At 60.5% G+C, this 18,399-nt stretch carries 18 protein-coding genes; 14 read left to right on the top strand and 4 right to left on the bottom strand.

The window, feature by feature from the left end; all coding sequences use genetic code 11:
• Positions 1 to 2: 2 nt before the first annotated feature.
• The gene (locus GOB85_RS10155) at positions 3 to 977 is read right to left on the bottom strand and encodes an acylglycerol kinase family protein (RefSeq protein ID WP_173577431.1); all 975 of its coding nucleotides are present in this window, start codon (positions 975 to 977) and stop codon (positions 3 to 5) included.
• Between the two features lie 414 nt (positions 978 to 1,391).
• Here GOB85_RS10155 and GOB85_RS10150 point away from each other — a divergent pair, with 414 nt between their 5' ends.
• From GOB85_RS10150 to GOB85_RS10115, 8 genes are all read left to right on the top strand, one after another.
• Positions 1,392 to 2,324, top strand: coding sequence for a metallophosphoesterase family protein (locus tag GOB85_RS10150; protein ID WP_173577430.1), 933 nt, complete (start codon positions 1,392 to 1,394; stop codon positions 2,322 to 2,324).
• Complete coding sequence (locus GOB85_RS10145) at positions 2,321 to 3,691, top strand: LptF/LptG family permease (RefSeq protein ID WP_173577429.1); 1,371 nt, start codon at positions 2,321 to 2,323, stop codon at positions 3,689 to 3,691. Before GOB85_RS10150 ends, GOB85_RS10145 begins: the two co-directional genes overlap by 4 nt.
• Positions 3,688 to 4,848, top strand: coding sequence for an LptF/LptG family permease (locus tag GOB85_RS10140; RefSeq protein WP_173577428.1), 1,161 nt, complete (start codon positions 3,688 to 3,690; stop codon positions 4,846 to 4,848). The genes GOB85_RS10145 and GOB85_RS10140 overlap by 4 nt, the downstream gene beginning before the upstream one ends.
• On the top strand, positions 4,845 to 5,654 hold the full coding sequence (locus GOB85_RS10135; RefSeq protein WP_173577427.1) for a sterol desaturase family protein: 810 nt from the start codon (positions 4,845 to 4,847) through the stop codon (positions 5,652 to 5,654). The genes GOB85_RS10140 and GOB85_RS10135 overlap by 4 nt, the downstream gene beginning before the upstream one ends.
• Positions 5,651 to 6,427: an NTP transferase domain-containing protein gene (locus GOB85_RS10130; RefSeq protein WP_173577426.1), complete on the top strand. Its 777-nt coding sequence runs from the start codon at positions 5,651 to 5,653 to the stop codon at positions 6,425 to 6,427. The genes GOB85_RS10135 and GOB85_RS10130 overlap by 4 nt, the downstream gene beginning before the upstream one ends.
• 372 nt (positions 6,428 to 6,799) lie before the next feature.
• The gene (locus GOB85_RS10125) at positions 6,800 to 8,677 is read left to right on the top strand and encodes a CHASE2 domain-containing protein (protein WP_173577425.1); all 1,878 of its coding nucleotides are present in this window, start codon (positions 6,800 to 6,802) and stop codon (positions 8,675 to 8,677) included.
• Between the two features lie 19 nt (positions 8,678 to 8,696).
• Entirely contained in the window at positions 8,697 to 9,083 is a 387-nt protein-coding gene (locus tag GOB85_RS10120) for a hypothetical protein (RefSeq protein ID WP_173577424.1), read from the top strand.
• 4 nt (positions 9,084 to 9,087) lie between these two features.
• A complete protein-coding gene (locus GOB85_RS10115; RefSeq protein WP_173577423.1) occupies positions 9,088 to 10,521 on the top strand; it encodes a M48 family metalloprotease in 1,434 nt (477 codons plus the stop codon).
• A gap of 143 nt (positions 10,522 to 10,664) precedes the next feature.
• On the opposite strand, the gene GOB85_RS10110 is transcribed toward GOB85_RS10115, so the two are convergent.
• A complete protein-coding gene (locus GOB85_RS10110) occupies positions 10,665 to 11,501 on the bottom strand; it encodes an aldo/keto reductase (RefSeq protein ID WP_173577422.1) in 837 nt (278 codons plus the stop codon).
• 263 nt (positions 11,502 to 11,764) lie between these two features.
• Here GOB85_RS10110 and GOB85_RS10105 point away from each other — a divergent pair, with 263 nt between their 5' ends.
• On the top strand, positions 11,765 to 12,391 hold the full coding sequence (locus GOB85_RS10105; RefSeq protein ID WP_173577421.1) for a cupin domain-containing protein: 627 nt from the start codon (positions 11,765 to 11,767) through the stop codon (positions 12,389 to 12,391).
• Positions 12,392 to 13,126: an NADPH-dependent F420 reductase gene (locus tag GOB85_RS10100; RefSeq protein WP_173577420.1), complete on the top strand. Its 735-nt coding sequence runs from the start codon at positions 12,392 to 12,394 to the stop codon at positions 13,124 to 13,126.
• A gap of 530 nt (positions 13,127 to 13,656) precedes the next feature.
• Here GOB85_RS10100 and GOB85_RS10095 read toward each other — a convergent pair.
• Positions 13,657 to 13,947 carry a hypothetical protein gene (locus GOB85_RS10095; protein WP_173577419.1) on the bottom strand — a complete coding sequence of 97 codons (291 nt, stop codon included), beginning with the start codon at positions 13,945 to 13,947 and terminating at the stop codon, positions 13,657 to 13,659.
• A gap of 435 nt (positions 13,948 to 14,382) precedes the next feature.
• Here GOB85_RS10095 and GOB85_RS10090 point away from each other — a divergent pair, with 435 nt between their 5' ends.
• Complete coding sequence (locus GOB85_RS10090) at positions 14,383 to 14,655, top strand: GNAT family N-acetyltransferase (protein WP_173577418.1); 273 nt, start codon at positions 14,383 to 14,385, stop codon at positions 14,653 to 14,655.
• 200 nt (positions 14,656 to 14,855) lie between these two features.
• Here GOB85_RS10090 and GOB85_RS10085 read toward each other — a convergent pair whose 3' ends face one another.
• Positions 14,856 to 15,335 carry a hypothetical protein gene (locus GOB85_RS10085; protein ID WP_242011429.1) on the bottom strand — a complete coding sequence of 160 codons (480 nt, stop codon included), beginning with the start codon at positions 15,333 to 15,335 and terminating at the stop codon, positions 14,856 to 14,858.
• Between the two features lie 173 nt (positions 15,336 to 15,508).
• Here GOB85_RS10085 and guaA point away from each other — a divergent pair, with 173 nt between their 5' ends.
• From guaA to GOB85_RS10070, 3 genes are all read left to right on the top strand, one after another.
• Positions 15,509 to 17,116 (top strand): glutamine-hydrolyzing GMP synthase, encoded by a 1,608-nt coding sequence (gene guaA / locus GOB85_RS10080; RefSeq protein WP_173577417.1) that lies wholly within the window; start codon positions 15,509 to 15,511, stop codon positions 17,114 to 17,116.
• Positions 17,117 to 17,312: 196 nt separating this feature from the next.
• Positions 17,313 to 17,972 (top strand): peroxiredoxin, encoded by a 660-nt coding sequence (locus GOB85_RS10075; RefSeq protein ID WP_173577416.1) that lies wholly within the window; start codon positions 17,313 to 17,315, stop codon positions 17,970 to 17,972.
• Complete coding sequence (locus GOB85_RS10070) at positions 17,969 to 18,376, top strand: ArsR/SmtB family transcription factor (protein WP_173577415.1); 408 nt, start codon at positions 17,969 to 17,971, stop codon at positions 18,374 to 18,376. Before GOB85_RS10075 ends, GOB85_RS10070 begins: the two co-directional genes overlap by 4 nt.
• The last annotated feature ends 23 nt before the right edge of the window (positions 18,377 to 18,399 follow it).

The following is an 18,399-nucleotide window of genomic DNA, read 5'->3' as shown; positions in this document are numbered from 1 at the left end:
CCTCACGCCCGGATAAAGGCGATGCGCGGTCCCTGCGTCAGCCGGATATGCCCGTCCGGTCCCGTGTCGAGTTCCTCTCCGTCCAGAACCAGACGGTCCCGCGTCTTAATGGCAATCTCTCCGGTCATGCCGCTCCGGTAAGCCGAAGACCGCCGCAGACGCTCGGGAATCCGCCCACGCAGCACACAAAACAGATTCCGCGCCAGCGCAGGCGGCCGGCCCAGAATATCAAGATAGGACAGCCCGCCCCGGGGCTCATGATCCTGCCAGAACGGCCATACCCCGCGTGACAGACGATGCAGCCCCGTGCAGAGGAACAGAAAACGCGGACGCGCATCCGGCGTCCCGCCATCAATGGAAAGTGTCATAGGCGTGCCATCAAGCCATTCACGCCGTGTCTTCCGATGTAAAAGCCGCCAGATCACCGAAAGAACCGTCGCAAAAACCGCAGTATCGTGGGAATATCGCTCAAGAATCGCCGGATTATGCGCAAGCTCAATGCCACGCGTGAACACGGCCAGTCCGCAGAACATTCCCGCGACCGGCGTCCGTCCGGCATCCGTCCAGGACACGACAACCGGCTGCCGCCAGTTCGCCCCCTCCAGCAGGGTTCCGGCCACGGCCCGATCCTGCAATCGCTTCAGCGCCTGCACGCCACGGAAACGACATCCCACATCATTAGCAATGAGGTTGGTATTCCCCGAAGGCAGGATGGCAAGAGCGGGCATGCGGTCAGCAGGATAGCAGGCCAGAATGGCACTCAGCACATCACTCACCGTGCCGTCGCCACCGTTCACAACAATAAAACGTACATCCAGCGCCGCGAGCTGCCTGATCTCATGCGCCAGTTCGTCGCGATTGTCGGGAGAAATAAAAAGCGGCCCAAACTGCTTTCCCGCCTGCGCTGCAAAAGCATCCGCATCGCGCAGATTGCGGCGACTGCGCGGATTATGAATCAGAGCAAGGCGTGCAGGCACTCGACAATCCGCGGTTTCGGGGCGGCCGTTCCACACGGCCTGAACAGGATCGCCGCGCCTCAACGCCCGGACGACTCGCCTTAACTGGCGCGCGTCATATAGACACACCAGCACGCATTGTCACATTCCAGCGCGGAAACACCTCTGAACTCCCCCGAAAATCACACGTCAGCATTGCCCGCACAGCCTCGGGGCTTCGCTCCAAAGACCGCATACCTCCGAAAACCGACAGGTTATTCCGGAGCCAGACTGCGAAAGCAGCCCTGTCTGCCAAACTCTGAAAACAGAAGTGAAGTCGAAACACTTGATCAGCCCCGTCATTTGAGGGATCGATGCACAGCAAAATCACACCGGTCTTCCCGGCAGGGGGCCAGTCGGTACCATATTTCCCCACCGCAGGTCAGGAACACAGTCTTGTCCGCCGTTCTGGCCCATCTTTCCGACCTCCATATCCCCACTCCGGCCGCACCGGCGCTCCGAAGCCTCGCCAGCAAGCGAGCACTCAGTCTGCTGTCCTGGCATCTCCGCCGCCGGCACATTCACACGCTCAGCGCCCTCACCGCTGTCCTGCGCGACATTGAGGCCAGCAGGCCCGACGCCCTCGCCATCACCGGCGACCTGACCAATCTCGGCACACCACGCGAATTCCGTGCCGCCAGACTCTGGCTCAGTCAGCTCAGCCTTCCCGTCGCCGTCATCCCGGGCAACCACGACGCTCTCACGCCGATCCCCTGGGCTGATGGCCCCGGCCTCTGGGCTCCGTATGGCGGAATGACCGCTCCCGACGAGCCTCTCGTGACCCGTATCCATGACGTCGCGCTCATCGGCCTCAGTTCCGCCGTGCCAACCGCGCCCTTCTTCGCTTCCGGGATGATGGGGGAGACCCAGGCCGAAAAACTCGCCGATATCCTGACCCGCACCGGCGCCGAAGGCCTCTGCCGCGTGGTGATGATCCATCACCCGCCACGACACGACCTCGTGGTCTGGCGCAAAGCCCTCCGTGATATCGATCGCTTCACCCAGGTCGTCCGCAACGCCGGCGCGGAACTGATCCTGCACGGTCACTCTCACAGAGGCACCTTCTCAACTCTGCCGGAGTCCGACATCCCGGTTATCGGCGTCACCTCCGCTTCACACCGCCCCGGACGATCCGGGACCGCCGCCGGCTGGAACCACATCGCCATCGAACGCAGCACGCCGGAGAACTGGACCATCGCCATCCGTGCCCGTCGTCTCGACACTCAGGGCACCCTCCATGACTATATGACCCGCAACTACACGCGCCCCGCCCGCACCGCACCGGATGTGACCCCGGCCAGAACCGCGCACGGAGCGCCCCTCGCGTGAGCGTCGGCCAGGAAACGGGCGATAAACAGCGATACAGACCGCCCCTCGCACGTCTGCCCTCCTGGGCCCGCCCCGGAACACTCGACGTTTATCTGCTCAGCCAGACAATTCCGCCTTTCACCATCGCGGTATCAGTCGTCCTCCTCGCGCTGCTGCTCGAACGCCTGCTGGTACTGCTGAATGTTCTCGCTTCCGAAGCCAGCCCGTTCTTCACCCTGATCCGGCTTCTGGCCGATCTGATGCCGCACTACATGGGCCTGGCCCTGCCCGCCGCACTCTGCGTCGCCGTCTTCGCCGTCATCCGGCGCATGAGCGAAAACGACGAGATCGACGCCCTGATGAGCAGCGGCGTCTCGCTCGCCCGTCTCTGTCGCCCCTTCGCCATTGCCGGCGCCGTCATCGGTCTGCTCTCGCTGCTGCTTTACGGCTATATCCAGCCCCATGCCCGCTATCAGTTCCGGCAGGGGTTCTATCTCGCCAGCCACGCCGGCTGGTCGCCCGTACTGCAATCCGGAATGCTCGCCTCCCCCTCGCCAGCCCTCATGCTGACCGCCGACCACGTCGATCAGGCCGGCTCGCATCTGACCAGCGTGTTCATCCGCGATTTCAGCGAAGATCGGGAACGCGACATCACCGCCCGATCCGGCACCATTCGTTCCGATACGGCCAGAGGCGAGGTCCAGATCGAACTGACCGACGGCGCAATACTGACCGTCAGACCGGATATGGACCCGACAGTCACCACCTTCGATCATGCCACCCGACTGATCAGTCACTCCCGTGCCACGTCCTTTCGCGAACGCGGCGATGACGAACGCGAACTGACCTCTTCCGAACTGGCCAGACAGATCCACGCCAGAAAACACCGGCGGCACAGTAACGCCGACCAGGCCGCTCAGCTCCCCGCGCCACTCCCGGTCGCAACGTCCTCCGCGCCGGCCCCGTCATCGGGGCAGCCACACGCCGCAGACGACAAACCCATTCCGAAAACACAGGTCGCCGACATCCCCATCCCGGTCCCCTCCATGCGCGCGGAGCTGAACTTCCGTCTCGCACGAAGCCTGTCCATCCCCTTCATTCCCGTCCTGGCCGTCGCTCTCGCCGTGATCGGCAAACGCAAACGCGGCAGCGCCGGCCTCGCCGTCGCCGTCACCATCCTGCTGACCTACGATCACCTCCTCCAGCTCGGGGAAAGCCTGGTGGCCAATGGTCGCGCCTCCGCCCTGACCGTCATCTGGCCCCCGACCATCCTGTTCTGCGCCGGCTGCACTCTGCTCCTGCTTTACCGTGCCAGCATCCTGCCCATCCGCCGCGTCATCCCCGCAACCACGACACCATCTGTCAGCGCACCGGACGCCACGGCATGACCAGCCAGTCCATTGCCCGCGGCCCGAGACACGTCCTGCTGCGTTACCTCTCGGTCTCGCTGATATCCCGCGCCGCCATGTGCTGCGGAATTCTCATCGCGCTCATGGAAATCCTCGCTCTGCTCGAACAGATGACGCCCATCCTGCGGCGCCATCTCGGTCTGGCCGGCGTGCTGACCTACATGGCGCTCCATCTGCCCGCCATGATGCAGACAGCGCTTCCGCTGAGCGTGCTGATCGGGATGCTGCTCATGCTCACGCAGATGACCGTCAACAGCGAGGTCGCCATCCTCCGCGCCTCCGGCCTGTCGCCCGTCGGTTTCCTGCGTCTGCTCATCCCCGCCACACTGGCCATCGGCCTCTTCGGCATCGTTCTCGAAGATCAGATCACGCCCCGCACCGAACTGGCTCTCGCCTCCTGGTGGAATCGCAGCGACCCGCATCCGGAGGACGGACATGCCTTCTGGTTCCATGTCCCTCGCGGCCAGGCCAGCACCTGCGGTATGGCAGCCACCAGCCCGGCGCCCACCGCCAGCGAACTCGCCCATATCGGCTATGTCACCCATGCCGGACACGATGCTTACGAAATCGACCTCTACGACCGCGATGCGTCAGGCCGTCTCCTGCGAACCCTGCACGCCGACCACGCTCATCACAGCGAGCAGGGCTGGACCCTGCATGACATCCGCTGCATCAGCGTCTCTTTCGCCAGCCTCGACGCTACCGCTGACGACGACACCAGCCCGGAAGCCCGCTGGATCAACCCGTTCGGACCCACCGACATGCTCCGCCTGTCGCTCGACTCCTCTCCCCTTTCTTCAAACCTGATCCTCAAGGCGCTGCATGGCCGGGCCGCAACAAACCTCACGCCAGGTTACCTCCGCGCCACATTATTTGAACGCTTCCTGCGCCCCCTCTCCCTCATCGTCATGCTGTTGCTCGCCATGTCTGTAATCTATATCCCCCCCCGCACAGGGCTCAGAAGCTGGCTGCCCGTGTGGTGCCTCGGCGCCGGTTTGCTCTTTATCATCGTGCAGGGCATGTTCCGCGCGATGGGCAACGCAGGACTCCTGCCAGCACCAGTCGCGACCGTCCCGGGCCTGATCATATTCACCCTGGCCGCCGGAACCGCGCTTTTAAGGAACGAAGATAAATGAGTGGCACCTTACGGAACCCGTCCATCCGGTCCGGGCGCAGCTTCGATCTCGGCAAGATGAACCTGCGTCAGCTCTGGATCGCCTATCTCACTTATCCGACGATCCTGCTGTATTTCGCCCTGATCGCCATCAGCTTCGCCCTCGCCATCCATTTCTTCGCTGGCGAGGGACCGACGCTCACCGCAGTCCTCGCCGTGATGCTGATCTATCCCGTGGTCTGGTATCTCCTGCACCGTTATATCCTGCACGGACATCTGCTCTACAAATCCCGCTTCACAGCCGCTCTGTGGAAACGCATCCACTTCGATCACCATCAGGATCCGCATCTGCTGGATGTCCTGTTCGGTGGTCCGGCCACCACGCTGCCCACCATCGGCGCCATCACCATCCCCGTCGGCTGGCTCATCGGCGGTCCGGGAGCCGCCGCAACAGCATTCTGCACCGGCGTGACCATCACCTGCATCTACGAGTTCTTCCACTGCATCCAGCACCTGAACTACAAACCCCGCGCCCGCTGGATTCAGCGCATGAAAGCGTACCACGTCCTGCATCACTTCCATGATGAAGATGGTAATTTCGGCATCACCAGCTATGTCGTCGATCGCGCCCTCGGCACCTATTACGTCGATGCCCGCAGCCGCGGTCGCAGCCCGACCGTCTTCAATCTCGGCTACACGATCGAGCAGGCAAAACGTTACCCGTGGGTCATGCGCCTGACCGGCCACGCGCCCAAAGACCGCCCGGATGGCGCCTCCCGCCCGGAGAGCGAACGCAACCCGCAGCGGAACAGCAGGCAGGTCGCGTGAGCACGCCGACCCTCACCGCCCTCGTCCTCGCCGGCTCCCGCGCCGGCGCCGCGGACCCGATGGCCGTGGCCGCCGGCCTCTCGCACAAGGCCCTGATCCCGATCGCCGGCAAACCGATGATCCGTCACGTCATCGACAGCCTACGCGCCACCCCCGGCATTGCCCGCATCGTCGTCTGCATCGAAACCCCCGAAATCCTGACCGGCATTCTTCCGCCCGGCATCGACACCATCGCCGCAGCCGCCGGCCCCAGCGCCAGCGTCCTCGCCGCCATTCAGCGCTTCGGCACGCCCCTCCTGGTCACAACCGCCGATAACCCGCTCCTGCAACCCGCCTGGACCGAAGCCTTCCTGGCTGGCGCCGGCCAGGCTGATGTCGCCGTCAGTGTCGCAAAAGAAGACATCGTCACCCGCGACGTGCCCGGAACAGCCCGCACCTTCATCCGCCTGTCGGATGTCGCCTTCTCCGGCTGCAACCTCTTCCTGTTCCGCACCCCCGTCTCCGCCAGAGTCGCCGCACTCTGGCAACGGGTCGAGCGCGAACGCAAACATCCGCTCCGCATGGGCTGGCTCCTCGGTCCGACCATCCTCCTGCGCTTTCTGCTGAAGCGACTGGACACAAAAGCCCTGCTCGCGCGCATCACCCAGCTGACCGGCGCCAAAGCCCGCTTCGTCTTCATGCCAGACGGCCGCGCCGCCGTGGACGTCGACAAACCAGCCGACCTCGACCTTGTCCGCAGCCTGATGGAACCGGCGTTTCAGACAGACCGCTGACTTCCGGAAACCCGCTTATTGAACAAATCGAAGCAGGTTTCCTGGTCCACTTTCCAGGTTCGGACAGTGTCCGCAACAGTCGGAACCCGGAAAGACCGGTGCAGCGTCACCAGCGTATGTCTTCGGGCATGAAGAGATCAGAAAAGAGCGCCTGTTTACCAGCCGCGTAGTTCATAAAATATTCTCTTAAAATATATATTTAAAAGTCTTCTTGTGAAACAACAATCTTTTTGAATTCATTTTCAAAACCGGATAATATCCGGCACAACCCAGATCAAAACAAAGACAAAACGTTGCCTTTTGTTAAATTCTTGTCATTACATCTGCATGAGCCGTCCTTTCTGCGGCTAACGTCATTAGCGGATCCATACGGTGCGAGTAACACATTCCTCCGGCGGGAAACTTCCTTCTCCCGTCAGAGACGCCATCTACGTCTCTGTGATGATCGTCTTTTTTCTGATCTACAAATTTCTTGATCCACTGGGTCTCGAAACAGCAACGAAACACTCCTCTGCTGTCCTGTTCAACGCGGCTACGACACCGTTTTATGGAATGTCGGCCCGCGAAACACACCGGAATGCAGCGGTCGTCACAATCAATGGGAACACCCTGGATAAATTCGATACGTCGTTTCCATTTTCCTACGCACGCCATATCGCTGTCCTGAATCAGATCCTGGATGCCCGCCCGGCCGCTATTTTCGTTGATTTCCGGATGACACGCGAACGCCCCGGAGAGTCCTTTCAGCAATTCGCACCGCTGCTTGACCGGGCACGACGCATGGGGGTGCCGCTCCTCTTTGCACGTGGCGATGACAGCAATTCACAGCCAGCTCTCCCTGAACCCCTGACGCCATTCGGCGTGTACAGCGATGGAATCCGGCAAAACGGCACCTATCCGTTGCTGCAGGAACAGGAAGCAGGCGAGAAAGAAAACGAAAACTCCCACGGATCAGAACCGGAGGAGAAAGCTCCGGTAGCTGCCAGCCCTGCTTACGCACTTTATGCCGCGCTTTGCGAAGGAAGCTGGAAAAATCGTTGTGGCCCCTTTGAAGCGGAAAATTTCAGTTCTCCCATGGTCATTCACTGGGGTCTGAATGTCGATCCGCAGCAATCCATCGTCAGCAATCTCGGACAGTCGAAAGATCCGGAAGGTCATCCTCTTCCCGTAGCATGGCAAACATCCTGCCTGGAACAGCATGGTTTCGGATGCTCTCGTCTTGAGCAATCGCTTCTTCTCGCCAGCCGCTACGCTCTTGCTTACACCAAACCAACAAAGGAATATTTCTTCCCTTATCCGCTGACAATCGGTGCGGAACAGCTCAATGAACGCGGCCATGGCACAAAAGAAGGCGCTCCGGCTCTCGCCACCCTCCTGACGGACCGTGCCGTTTTTTACGGAACGGACCTGCGGGATCAGCATGATGATCAGCTTATTCCCCTGCTCGGTCGTATGCCAGGTGCTGTCGTCCATGCCATGGCGTTCGATAATCTCATGGTTTACGGAACCAGATATTTCCATGAACCTGCTGAAGTTCCACTTAAAATCCTGACACCGGACCGGGCAGAAATATCCGAAGCCATAGTGTGGGTGCTGTTCAGCCTCTGGTGCGTCAGCCGGTTTCCGGTTCACAGACGCTGGCTGAGAAGAAAACGGCGGGCGCTCATGGCATATCTGCCGCTCCGCCCATGGCAAACATCATTCAGAAACAACAAACAAATCCCGGTAACAGAAGACACCGCGGCACAGCTCCCGTCAGCCATGCAGTCTGAGCGGAATCGCTTTTTTGTCGTCCGGTTTTTAGGAAAAACAGCCATTCTCGCAGGTCTGACCGGGGCGATGGCAACCATTGATGTCTCGACCAGAGAAACATGGAACGGCTGGCAAAACATCGCATCAATGTATGCGCTGCTCTTTCTTCTTTTCATCCTGACCTGGGCCAGTCCGTTCCGGCTGCGCTCAGAAGCAAAAGACAATACCGGAAAAGAGGAGGAAGAACGTGGCCCGGGCGGTCAGCTTCTCTTCGTAAGCAGCGTGTCTGCAATCGGCTTTTTTATTAACGAGAATTTCCTTCGCTGGCCTGATGCAGACTGGATCGGTCTGCTTCTTCTCTGGTTTGCAATGCGCAACAATGAAGACGCCGTGGAAGAGCGAAACAAATTCGTCGCCCCCGTTTGCAACGTAATCGAATCCGGAATCGTTTTTCTTTGTTCTCTTTTTCAAAAAGCGATTCCTCATAAGAACTCTTAACAAAACAGGAGATCAATCAGTGCGTTTTCCGTTTGAGCCGGTTGCGGCTGCCATCATGCTGTCTTCCACGATATTCAGCGCCACAGCCGCCCCGGCTGCCGCCGCACAGGTTACGGGAACCTATGATAACCCGACCGTCCCCGTATATGGCACGGATTATTCAAAGCACGGTCAGCTCTCCGCAACGTCCCTCGTGGGGCATCCGATCATCGGACGAGACAACAAAAGTGGAATGCTGAAAGTACAGACCGATCAGGGAGTCGTTCTGGTCAGAGCCGCCGCCGTACAGACAAATCTGACAGCAGCGCCCCCGGCGGAAACATCATGTGTGCAGATCATTTCCGGGTCAGTGGATGAATCCGCCAACTCGACAAACAATCTCGGCAGCAGTTGCAGCGGACGATAATCAGATGAAAAAAAGCATTGTCTCCATCAGCGTTGTGTCGACACTCCTGACGCTTTCAGGCTGCAGCGGCGGCATCCCGGAAAAAGGTCGCTTCATTGATCACGTACAGTTTCCCGCCACTTATCCGGCGACCACAAACCTGCAAAATCTTTTCAGCCCGGCCAACACGCACCCGACCGGCGTCGTGATTGACCCGCAGCTCACGGCCTATCCTCAGCAGATCGTCGATGCTCTTCTGGCTCAGTGGCCGGGCCCTCGCCCGAATGCTCAGGTCTACCTCGTTCCGGTCGAAGACTTCACTTCGGATGTCTCCGCCCACGGCGCTATCTTCCTGAATGCCGGCCTCATAAGCTATTTTCACGATCACCCCGAAGTACAGTCTGAAGACACCATGGCCTTTATTCTCGGCCACGAACTGTCTCACATCCTTCTGGGACACACAGTCGCCAACAGGCAAAATAAGGAAATCAAGAACGTAGCGTCCAACGCCATGAAATGGGGCTCTCTGATTGGCGGAAAATTCGCGGGAGCAACCGTAAGTGGCGCCCAGGCAGCCCTGTCCAGCATGGGCACAAAAATCCTTGTCGATACCGCGTTATTTCCATCATGGACGCGCGGACAGGAAGAGGAAGCCGACACTCTTGCAGTCGATCTGATGAGCAAAGCCGGTTATTCTGTTGATACCGCCCTGTCCGTTTTCAAGGCAATGGAAGCTGAAGACGCCCGCGATACCGCGCGCAGAACCGCCTCCGTCGCAAACGGACAAACATCCTTCCACGTCGATAATTTTACCATGACATCAAAACGTGGTGACGCGCTTGATGCCTCCGTCATCAACGAACTCAACACCGTCACTCAGGAGCACCCTCACGCAGCAGACCGGGAAGCCGCCAGTTCCCGTTACATTAACCGGGAGTATAGTGACCGCGACGTGGTCATGCTGAAAAACAAACCCTTTCTCGCATGGGTGAACAGCAAACCTGTCATGACCTTCCTGAAACAAAGCCGGTTACTCCAGACCGCGACAGAAGAAATCGCCGTACAAAACTGGGGAGAGGCCCATAAGACGCTTGCCAGAGTAGGCGCGCCTCTGAATTCCAGTCAGGACTGGATCTATCTGACAGCGGTCACGGATACACATCTCGGGCAGCAGAAGCAGAGCGGGCAGCTTCTGGACGAAGCGGCTCATCGTGATGACGTCACGTTGCCCATTGCCCGTATGTGGGGAGAAAAGCTCTCCAAAGCAGGGAAAACGGACGAGGCGGAAACCTATATGGCAACAGAGCAGGAAGCATTCGACGATCGCTCTTTGCTGACAGACCGTATCACCAATGCAAAACGTGCAAAAAACGGACTTTTGCTCGACAAGCTGATCCTCCAGTGTGCCGCATCAGGAGATGATGGCCTGCAGGCCGCCTGTTCTTCCGCAAACAAATAAACAATAACCGCGCTACACACCCGGGTCCGGCAGAAGCAACAAGCTCCTGCCTCCCGGGAGCAAAGCCCCGGCCCCTGCAGGACCTCAGGCCAGCACCCGGTCTCCTGACAACACACGAAAAACACAGACTCTTTCAAAAACGGTCAGAACTCCTCGTAGACCGCCGGGTCCTGATTCTTCGTCCGCCCATCCGGCCGCGCCAGCGTCGCCATCGCCGCCATATCCTCATCCGTCAGAGAAAAGTCGAAAATCGACATATTCTCAATCTGCCTCTCACGATGAGACGATTTCGGAATTGGTACACAACCAAGCTGATGATGCCACCGCAGAATGACCTGACCGACTTCCTTCCCAAGCCGCTTCGCAATTTTCTCCGGAACAGGGTTCGTCAGCAGATCATTCGCCCGACCCAGCGGACTCCAGGATTGCGTGACGATACCATGCTCTTTATTCCACTTCCGCATTGCGTCCTGCGGAAAATACGGATGCAGTTCAATCTGATTGATCGTCGGCAGAACACCCGTTTCGCTCTTCAGGCGCTCCAGATGCTCCGGTAGAAAATTACACACCGCGATCGACCGGATATAACCGCGCTTCTGCGCCTCGATCAGCGCCGTCCACGCCTCGACATACCGGTTCTCTTTCGGATTGGGCCAGTGGATATAATACAGATCGTAATAATCGAGCTGCGCCCGATAAAGAGATTCCTCAATAGTCGCGAGCGCTTCGTCGTAAGCATGATGCCGCCCTGGCAGCTTGGAGGCGATCCGCAACGCCTCCCGGGAACGACCGCTCTCACGAACCGCACGCCCCACCGCGCCCTCATTCTCATAGTTGAAGGCACTGTCGAGAGCGTCATAACCCACTTCAATCGCGCTCTTTATGCTTTTAACGCCGGCAGCGCCATTCAGCTTATACGTACCAAACGTAATGGCCGGAAAGGTCGTACCGTCGCTAAGTGTGATCTCCGGAATCGTCACTGTTCCTGATCTCCTGATAAAGCGTCTCCACCCGTGGCCGGGCTTACTGAGACAAAGTCAGACATAAATACCACGTAAGACTTTAATACGCCCGCAGGCCGCAGACGTTGCACCCGACACATCGCCAGGACAGACGCAATCCCGCCTTGTCCGGCGAACAACAACCCGTGAGCATCGAACCATCGCCGCGCCCGTTGTGTACATTCGACGCCCACGTCATCCCCACGGACCGGAACACTGTCCCCCCGTGAAAGAGTCGCACAATGCCGCCAGACCATCCAGACGATGCGCCGTCAGCCGATCGCCGCACCTTTATGGCGTTGCTCGCCACACTGGGACTGTCATTCACCGGAGGCAAAGCCATGGCATCCGCACCCCGTGCTCACATCACCCCTAACGCTTTCAGGCTCCAGCCGCACGACTGGGTACCAAACAATCCACGCCTGCCGGTCCTGCACTACAAGGGCGTCATCGACCCGAACGTCACAGATCCGGCAGCAGCTTTCGAGGATCTGCTGACTCAGAACGGCTGGACCCCGCGCTGGCGCTGGGGCGTCTACACCTTCCACCATTTCCACAGCACCGCACACGAAGTCCTCGGAATCGCCAGAGGCTCGGCCACGCTCACCATCGGAGGCCCCGGTGGCAAAGAAGTGAACGTCGAAGCCGGCGATCTCCTCGTCCTTCCCGCCGGCACCGGTCATAAAAATGAAAAATCCGACGAAGATTTCCTTGTCGTCGGCGCCTACCCGCCCGATCAGGATTTCGACCTTCAGCGCGAAGCCCTCCCCGCCGATGCCGTCGCCCGGATGGACCGTCTTCCTTTCCCCGAAAGCGATCCCGTCTCCGGCCCGGACGGCCCCCTCACCGCCCTCTGGAGATACAGCTAAATGCCCATAGTCCCGACCCGCAGACAGATTCTCATCGCCTCCTCTCTGCTCGTCACAGCCCCGATCTTCTCCCGCCTGGCGCGCGCTGCCGAAAGCCAGACCTCACACCTGAAAATCGGCTTCATCGGCTCAGGCCAGGTCGGCACCACACTGGCCGGATTCTGGGTCAGAAGCGGGCACCCGGTCATGCTCTCAGCACGTAACCTCACGGAAGCGCAGAGCGCCGCTGCCATCCTTGGCGCCAATGCCAGCGCCGGCACACCGCAACAAGCCGCCACATTCGCCGATATCATCGTCCTCGCCGTCCCTTACGGCGCCCTGCCCTCCGTCGCAAAAGACCTTGGCGCCACCGTCGCCGAAAAAATCCTGCTCGACACCACCAACCCCTACCCCTGGCGTGACGGAAGCCTCGCCATCGAAGCCACCCGCGACGGTGCAGGCCCCGTCACCGCGCGTTATTTCCCCCAGGCCCGGCTGGTCCGGGGCTTCAACTCCATCGCCATGACCGCCCTGCGCGCCGAAGCACGAGAAACACCCCCCATCGCCATCCCTCTGGCCAGTGACGATCAGTCCGCTCTGGCCACAATCTCCACCCTCACGCGTGAAGCCGGGTTCGAACCTGTCATCACCGGCGATCTCGCCACGGCAAAGCTCTTTCAGCCAGGAAACCCCGGTTTCGAAGCAGTCACGACGGCTACGGCTCTGCGGGCACAACTTGGGCTCAATCGTACATAATCGCGGATTCCGGGCTCTGTTCGCGTTACGGACTGGCACCGTCTCAGCGCTTTGCCCTGCCCCCCACCAAAGGTCACAGACCTTTGGAAAGGCTCTGTTGTCGTGGCGTGTTGATCTTTGATTTTTCAAAGGGTTAGCAGAATCCGGGCTCTGCCCGAACCCGGCAGGGACCGCACGCCCCTGCACCCCGATTGCTTAATAATAAAATGGTTTCCAAAGGTCTGTGACCTTTGGTGGGTTCCAGGGCAAAGCCCTGGGAAGAAGCCAGCACTTAATGATAACAGAGCCTTTGCCGGGTTCCAGGGCAGAGCCCTGCCAATCCTGCATCTCCCAGTCCTGCACCGGCCAGGTCAGACTCTCTGGTATTAGAAGCTGTTTCAAAAGCCTCATCGCCGGGCAAGAGCGCCCCTGATGGGCGTGACCCGCGTGTATTTTTGAGCACAGAAGCGGAACAACCGTGCGGACCGTGAGCATCGGAGCGCAGAAAACGCACGTCGGATCGCCGGCAGAGGAGCTTTTGAAACAGCCTCTTAGCGCCGTCCACGAATCACCAGACGCGGCGGTGCAATCACCACAGTCTCCGGCACCGTCATCGCCGGCCGCAATGGGGGTGGCGCCGGCACGCGCTGCCGCCACTTTACGACATCCACCGGAATCATCACGATCTGAGGTGGCAGCTTCCGCGCCGGCCAGCGGCTGACCGCCCAGTACCCACCAACATAAACCACCACCAGCCCCGCCAGAACGACAAATTTTGTCGCCCGCGCTTTCGGCGGCTTCGGAAAATTCGGAGGCGGATCAAAACGGTAAGATGGTCTCATGAACGCTCGCGTCAGAACATAGCCCGTTCAGATGACATCATCCAAAGGGCTGAAAATACTCGAAAAACAAAACTTAAAGCGCAGACCCAAAGCCTGACGCCCGGAACCGGAACCCGGCTCATATCCCGCAACATAGCCTGCCATCCCCGGACCGACACCCCCGGTTCCTTTCGTTTCCGACACGGATTTCCATTCCGCGACCAGTCTGGCAGGTTAACCTGCTTCTTTCAGGATACGAGAAAGCCTGCTCCGGCATATTCCCCCCGGATTCACCCATCATCTTTCGCTGCCTCGTCCGGATCAATGCAGCGATCAGCTTCCCCGCCGGTGTTCCGCTCAGCCCGATCCGGATGCGTGTCTGATCTTTTCTCCCGGTCCCGCGTTATATCAGCCCGGCATCCCGCCGACTTCACGACAAACAGAAGATCGTGCCCCATGCAGATCACAGACAACAAGGCGGCAAAGCGTTTCGAGATCCATATTGATCGCCGCATCGCCTGGCTCGACTATGACCGCGGCAACAGAACGCTCGACATCCTCCATACAGACGTCCCCTCAGCCCTCAGCGGCCAGGGCATCGGAACTGCCCTCGTCCGGCATGCCATCGAGGTGGCCCGCGACGAGCAACTGACTCTCATGTCGCACTGCTCTTTCTCAACTGCCTATCTGCAAAAACACGGGCTGATGCCGCCGGCCGACAGAGAGTGAAGATTCTGCGCGCTGCCCGGGCCTGGCAAAGGCTCTGTTATCGTTAAGTACTGGCGCTTTCTCAGGGCTTTGCCCTGAAACCCGCCAAAGGTCGCCACCTTTGGAAACCATTTTATGAAACAGATCGGGGTGCAGGGGCCGTCGTGCGCAGCACGCCTTCGCGTGACGGTCCCGGCCGGGTGCGGGCAGAGCCCGCCCCCTTAACGCCCGAAGAAATTATCCAGGGCATGCCCCTCAGGCCGCTTCAGCACCACATGCGCCCTGCAGGACGGCGTCCCGAATTCGCCCGTGATCGTCTGCCCGTCCGGATGCCCCTCAAACACCATCGGCAACGGATGATGGTTCATGTCCGTCATCATCAGCTGCGCATGAAACCGCTTGTGATCCTTGTCCGGACGCCCGCGCAATGTCAGCACCCCCGTCCCGGGCGTAAACGCCAGCCGGTCCGGATCAATCTGAAGGACAGAATCCTGCTGGTCCGGGCAACTGCCCTGGTCCGTCACCAGCCTGCCGGCCCATAACCCGTAAGGATCGCTCTGAGCATCACCGGCCGCCCACGCCTCAGGCGTGCCGGCGACCATCCCCGCGGCAAGCACCACCGCAGCCACCAGAGCAGGCCCATACGAACGAATGGCGCAGAACCGGGAAAAGATCGGGAAGAAGCGACGAAGCATCGACATGACCTCCGGAAGAAACAAACATCGGGACCGCCCGTCCCGACCACACGCAGGGAAACGGGTGACGATGGGCTCCAGCCGTCCTATACCCCGTCAGGTCAATGCCGCAATGTTGCCCGCCGACCCGATGCCCCGCCGCCACGGTCAGGCGCGCCCCGCCCGAAGGAGCCCGTCTCATGTCCGGTCAGGACCAGGACACCGCCACCACAACCGAAGCGCTCGATTCCAGCCTGCACGCCGACCGGATTCTCATTCTCGATTTCGGCTCCCAGGTCACGCAGCTCATTGCCCGCCGCGTGCGCGAAAGCGGCGTCTACTGCGAAATCTGGCCCTTTACGGCAGACCCGGAACGCATCCGCACCTTCGCGCCACGCGGCATCATCCTCTCCGGGGGCCCCGCCAGCGTCCACGATGAAGGCGCACCCCGCATCCCCGATGTGATCTTCGCACTGAATATCCCCGTGCTCGGCATCTGTTACGGCGAACAGGCCATGTGCAACCAGCTCGGCGGCAAGGTCGAAGGCTCCGATCACCGGGAATTCGGTCGCGCGTTCGTCGATGTCACCGAAGACTGCGCCCTGTTCCGTGGCGCCTGGGCCCGTGGCGCCCGCGAACAGGTCTGGATGAGCCACGGCGACCGCGTCACACAACTCCCACCCGGTTTCCGCGCCGTCGCCACCTCCGAAGGCGCTCCCTTCGCCGTCATCGCCGACGAAGGCCGCCGCCTTTATGGCGTGCAATTTCACCCCGAGGTCGTCCACACACCACACGGCGCCGCCCTTCTGCGCAACTTCACCCATAACGTCGCCGGCTGCACCGGAACCTGGACCATGGCCCGGTTCCGTGACGTCGAAATCGACAAGATCCGTCAGCAGGTCGGTCAGAAAAAGGTCATCTGCGGCCTCTCCGGCGGTGTGGATTCCTCCGTCGCCGCCGTGCTGATCCACGAAGCCATCGGCAACCAGCTCACCTGCATCTTCGTCGATCACGGCATGCTCCGCGCCGGCGAGGCCGAAGAGGTCGTCAGCACCTTCCGTGGCCGCTTCAACATCAAACTCATTCACCGCGACGCGTCCGAACTCTTCCTCTCCGAACTGGACGGCATCGTCGATCCCGAACAGAAGCGCAAAATCATCGGTCGCCTGTTCATCGAGGTCTTCGAGGAAGAAGCCGCCAAAATCGGTGGCGCGGACTTCCTCGCCCAGGGCACGCTCTATCCGGACGTCATCGAAAGCGTCAGCTTCACCGGCGGCCCGTCCGTCACCATCAAATCCCACCACAATGTCGGCGGCCTGCCCGACCGCATGAACATGAAGCTGGTGGAGCCCCTCCGCGAGCTGTTCAAAGACGAAGTCCGTGACCTCGGTCGCGAACTCGACCTCCCTGAAAGCATCGTCGGTCGCCACCCGTTCCCCGGCCCCGGTCTTGCCATCCGTATCCCGAGCGCCGCCGTCACCCGTGAGAAGCTCGACCTGCTGCGCAAGGCCGACGCCATCTATCTCGAAGAAATCCGCAACGCAGGACTCTACGACGCAATCTGGCAGGCCTTCGCCGTCCTGCTGCCGGTCCGCACCGTCGGCGTCATGGGCGACGGCCGGACCTACGATCAGGCCTGCGCCCTCCGCGCCGTCACCAGCACGGATGGCATGACCGCCGATGTCTACCCGTTCGACACAGGCTTCCTCACCCGCGTCGCCGGCCGTATCGTCAACGAAGTCCGCGGCATCAACCGGGTGACGTATGACATCACGTCAAAACCACCCGGAACGATCGAGTGGGAATAAGACATCCGAAATTGGTGTGAAGGGGGTCCGTGCCCCCTTCCGGACGCCGGCAGAGCCCGTTTGCAGCCCGATCTCCCGGCCGGATACCTGTGGCGCGGAAGCCCGACCTTTACGGCTTGCAGAACAACACTTTGCTGGTTTACTTAATTAAGAAACATTACCCGGCAAGGACCATACGCGTCCGCAAAGGATGATCATGACCGGCCCGTCGCCCGCCCCCCTCCCGGTCCCGCAGGAATCCGCCACACCGCGCATCGGTGATGCAGCCCCGGACTTCTCCGCCCGCACCACCAGAGGGCCGCTCACACTGAGCGATCTGCGCGGCCAGTGGGTTCTGCTGTTCTCCCACCCCGCTGATTTCACCCCCGTCTGCACCAGCGAATTCATCGCGCTCGCAAAAGCCAATGACCAGTTCGTCTCACTGAACTGCCGTCTGGTCGGCCTTTCGATCGACAGCCTCCCCTCCCACCTGGCCTGGCTGGAAGCCATCCACACCAGCTTCGGCGTGAGAGTACCTTTTCCGGTGGTGGAAGATCCGTCAATGGCCATCGCCCGCGCCTATGGCATGCTGGATGCCTCCGCCGAAAGCAGCGCCACCATCCGCGGCGTCTACGCGATCGATCCCGAAGGCATCATCCGGGCCATGACATGGTATCCGGCTTCCGTCGGAAGGTCTGTCAGCGAATTGCTGCGACTCATCCAGGCCCTGCAACAGGTCGATCGCGATGGTGTTCTGACGCCGGAAGGATGGCTGCCAGGAGATGATATCGTCGTCCCGGCTGAACTCACGGAAGACGCCGTCACAGCAACCGGCCTGGCATGGTTTCTGCAATATGCCCGCTGCACCCCGGCATGAACCCGCTCACGCCTGACGACGCCCGGCAGCTTACCGAACGCCTCCGCCTGCTCGCCCAGCCTCAGCGCCTGGTGATCCTCGACCTGCTGCTCGAAGGCACACTCGCCGTCAGTGACATTGAGACCCGCTCCGGCATCGGTCAGCCCACACTCAGTCAGCAGCTCGGCGCCCTTCGCCGCGCCGGAATCATCACCGCAAAGCGGGACTCCCGCTCAATGCATTACAGTTTTTCCAGCGAGACAGAGCGCCACAGAACGCGCCTCCTGCTGGGTCTGCTGCACCACGAACAACCAGCAGGACTCGCCGGAAGCACGAAGCAGACCGCACCTGCGCGAGCGCCCGCCACCGATGGCAGCGGAGCGCGTTTTGCTCAGATCATCAGATCAGACCGAAGAACAGCCTGAACTGTTCAGCAACCCGGCCACCG

Origin of the sequence: Acetobacter fallax (assembly GCF_011516735.1) — a bacterium.
In the GTDB taxonomy this organism is placed as follows: domain Bacteria; phylum Pseudomonadota; class Alphaproteobacteria; order Acetobacterales; family Acetobacteraceae; genus Acetobacter; species Acetobacter fallax.
The sequence above is the reverse complement of the archived record's forward strand: the minus strand, read 5'-3'. Positions and strand labels throughout refer to the sequence as shown.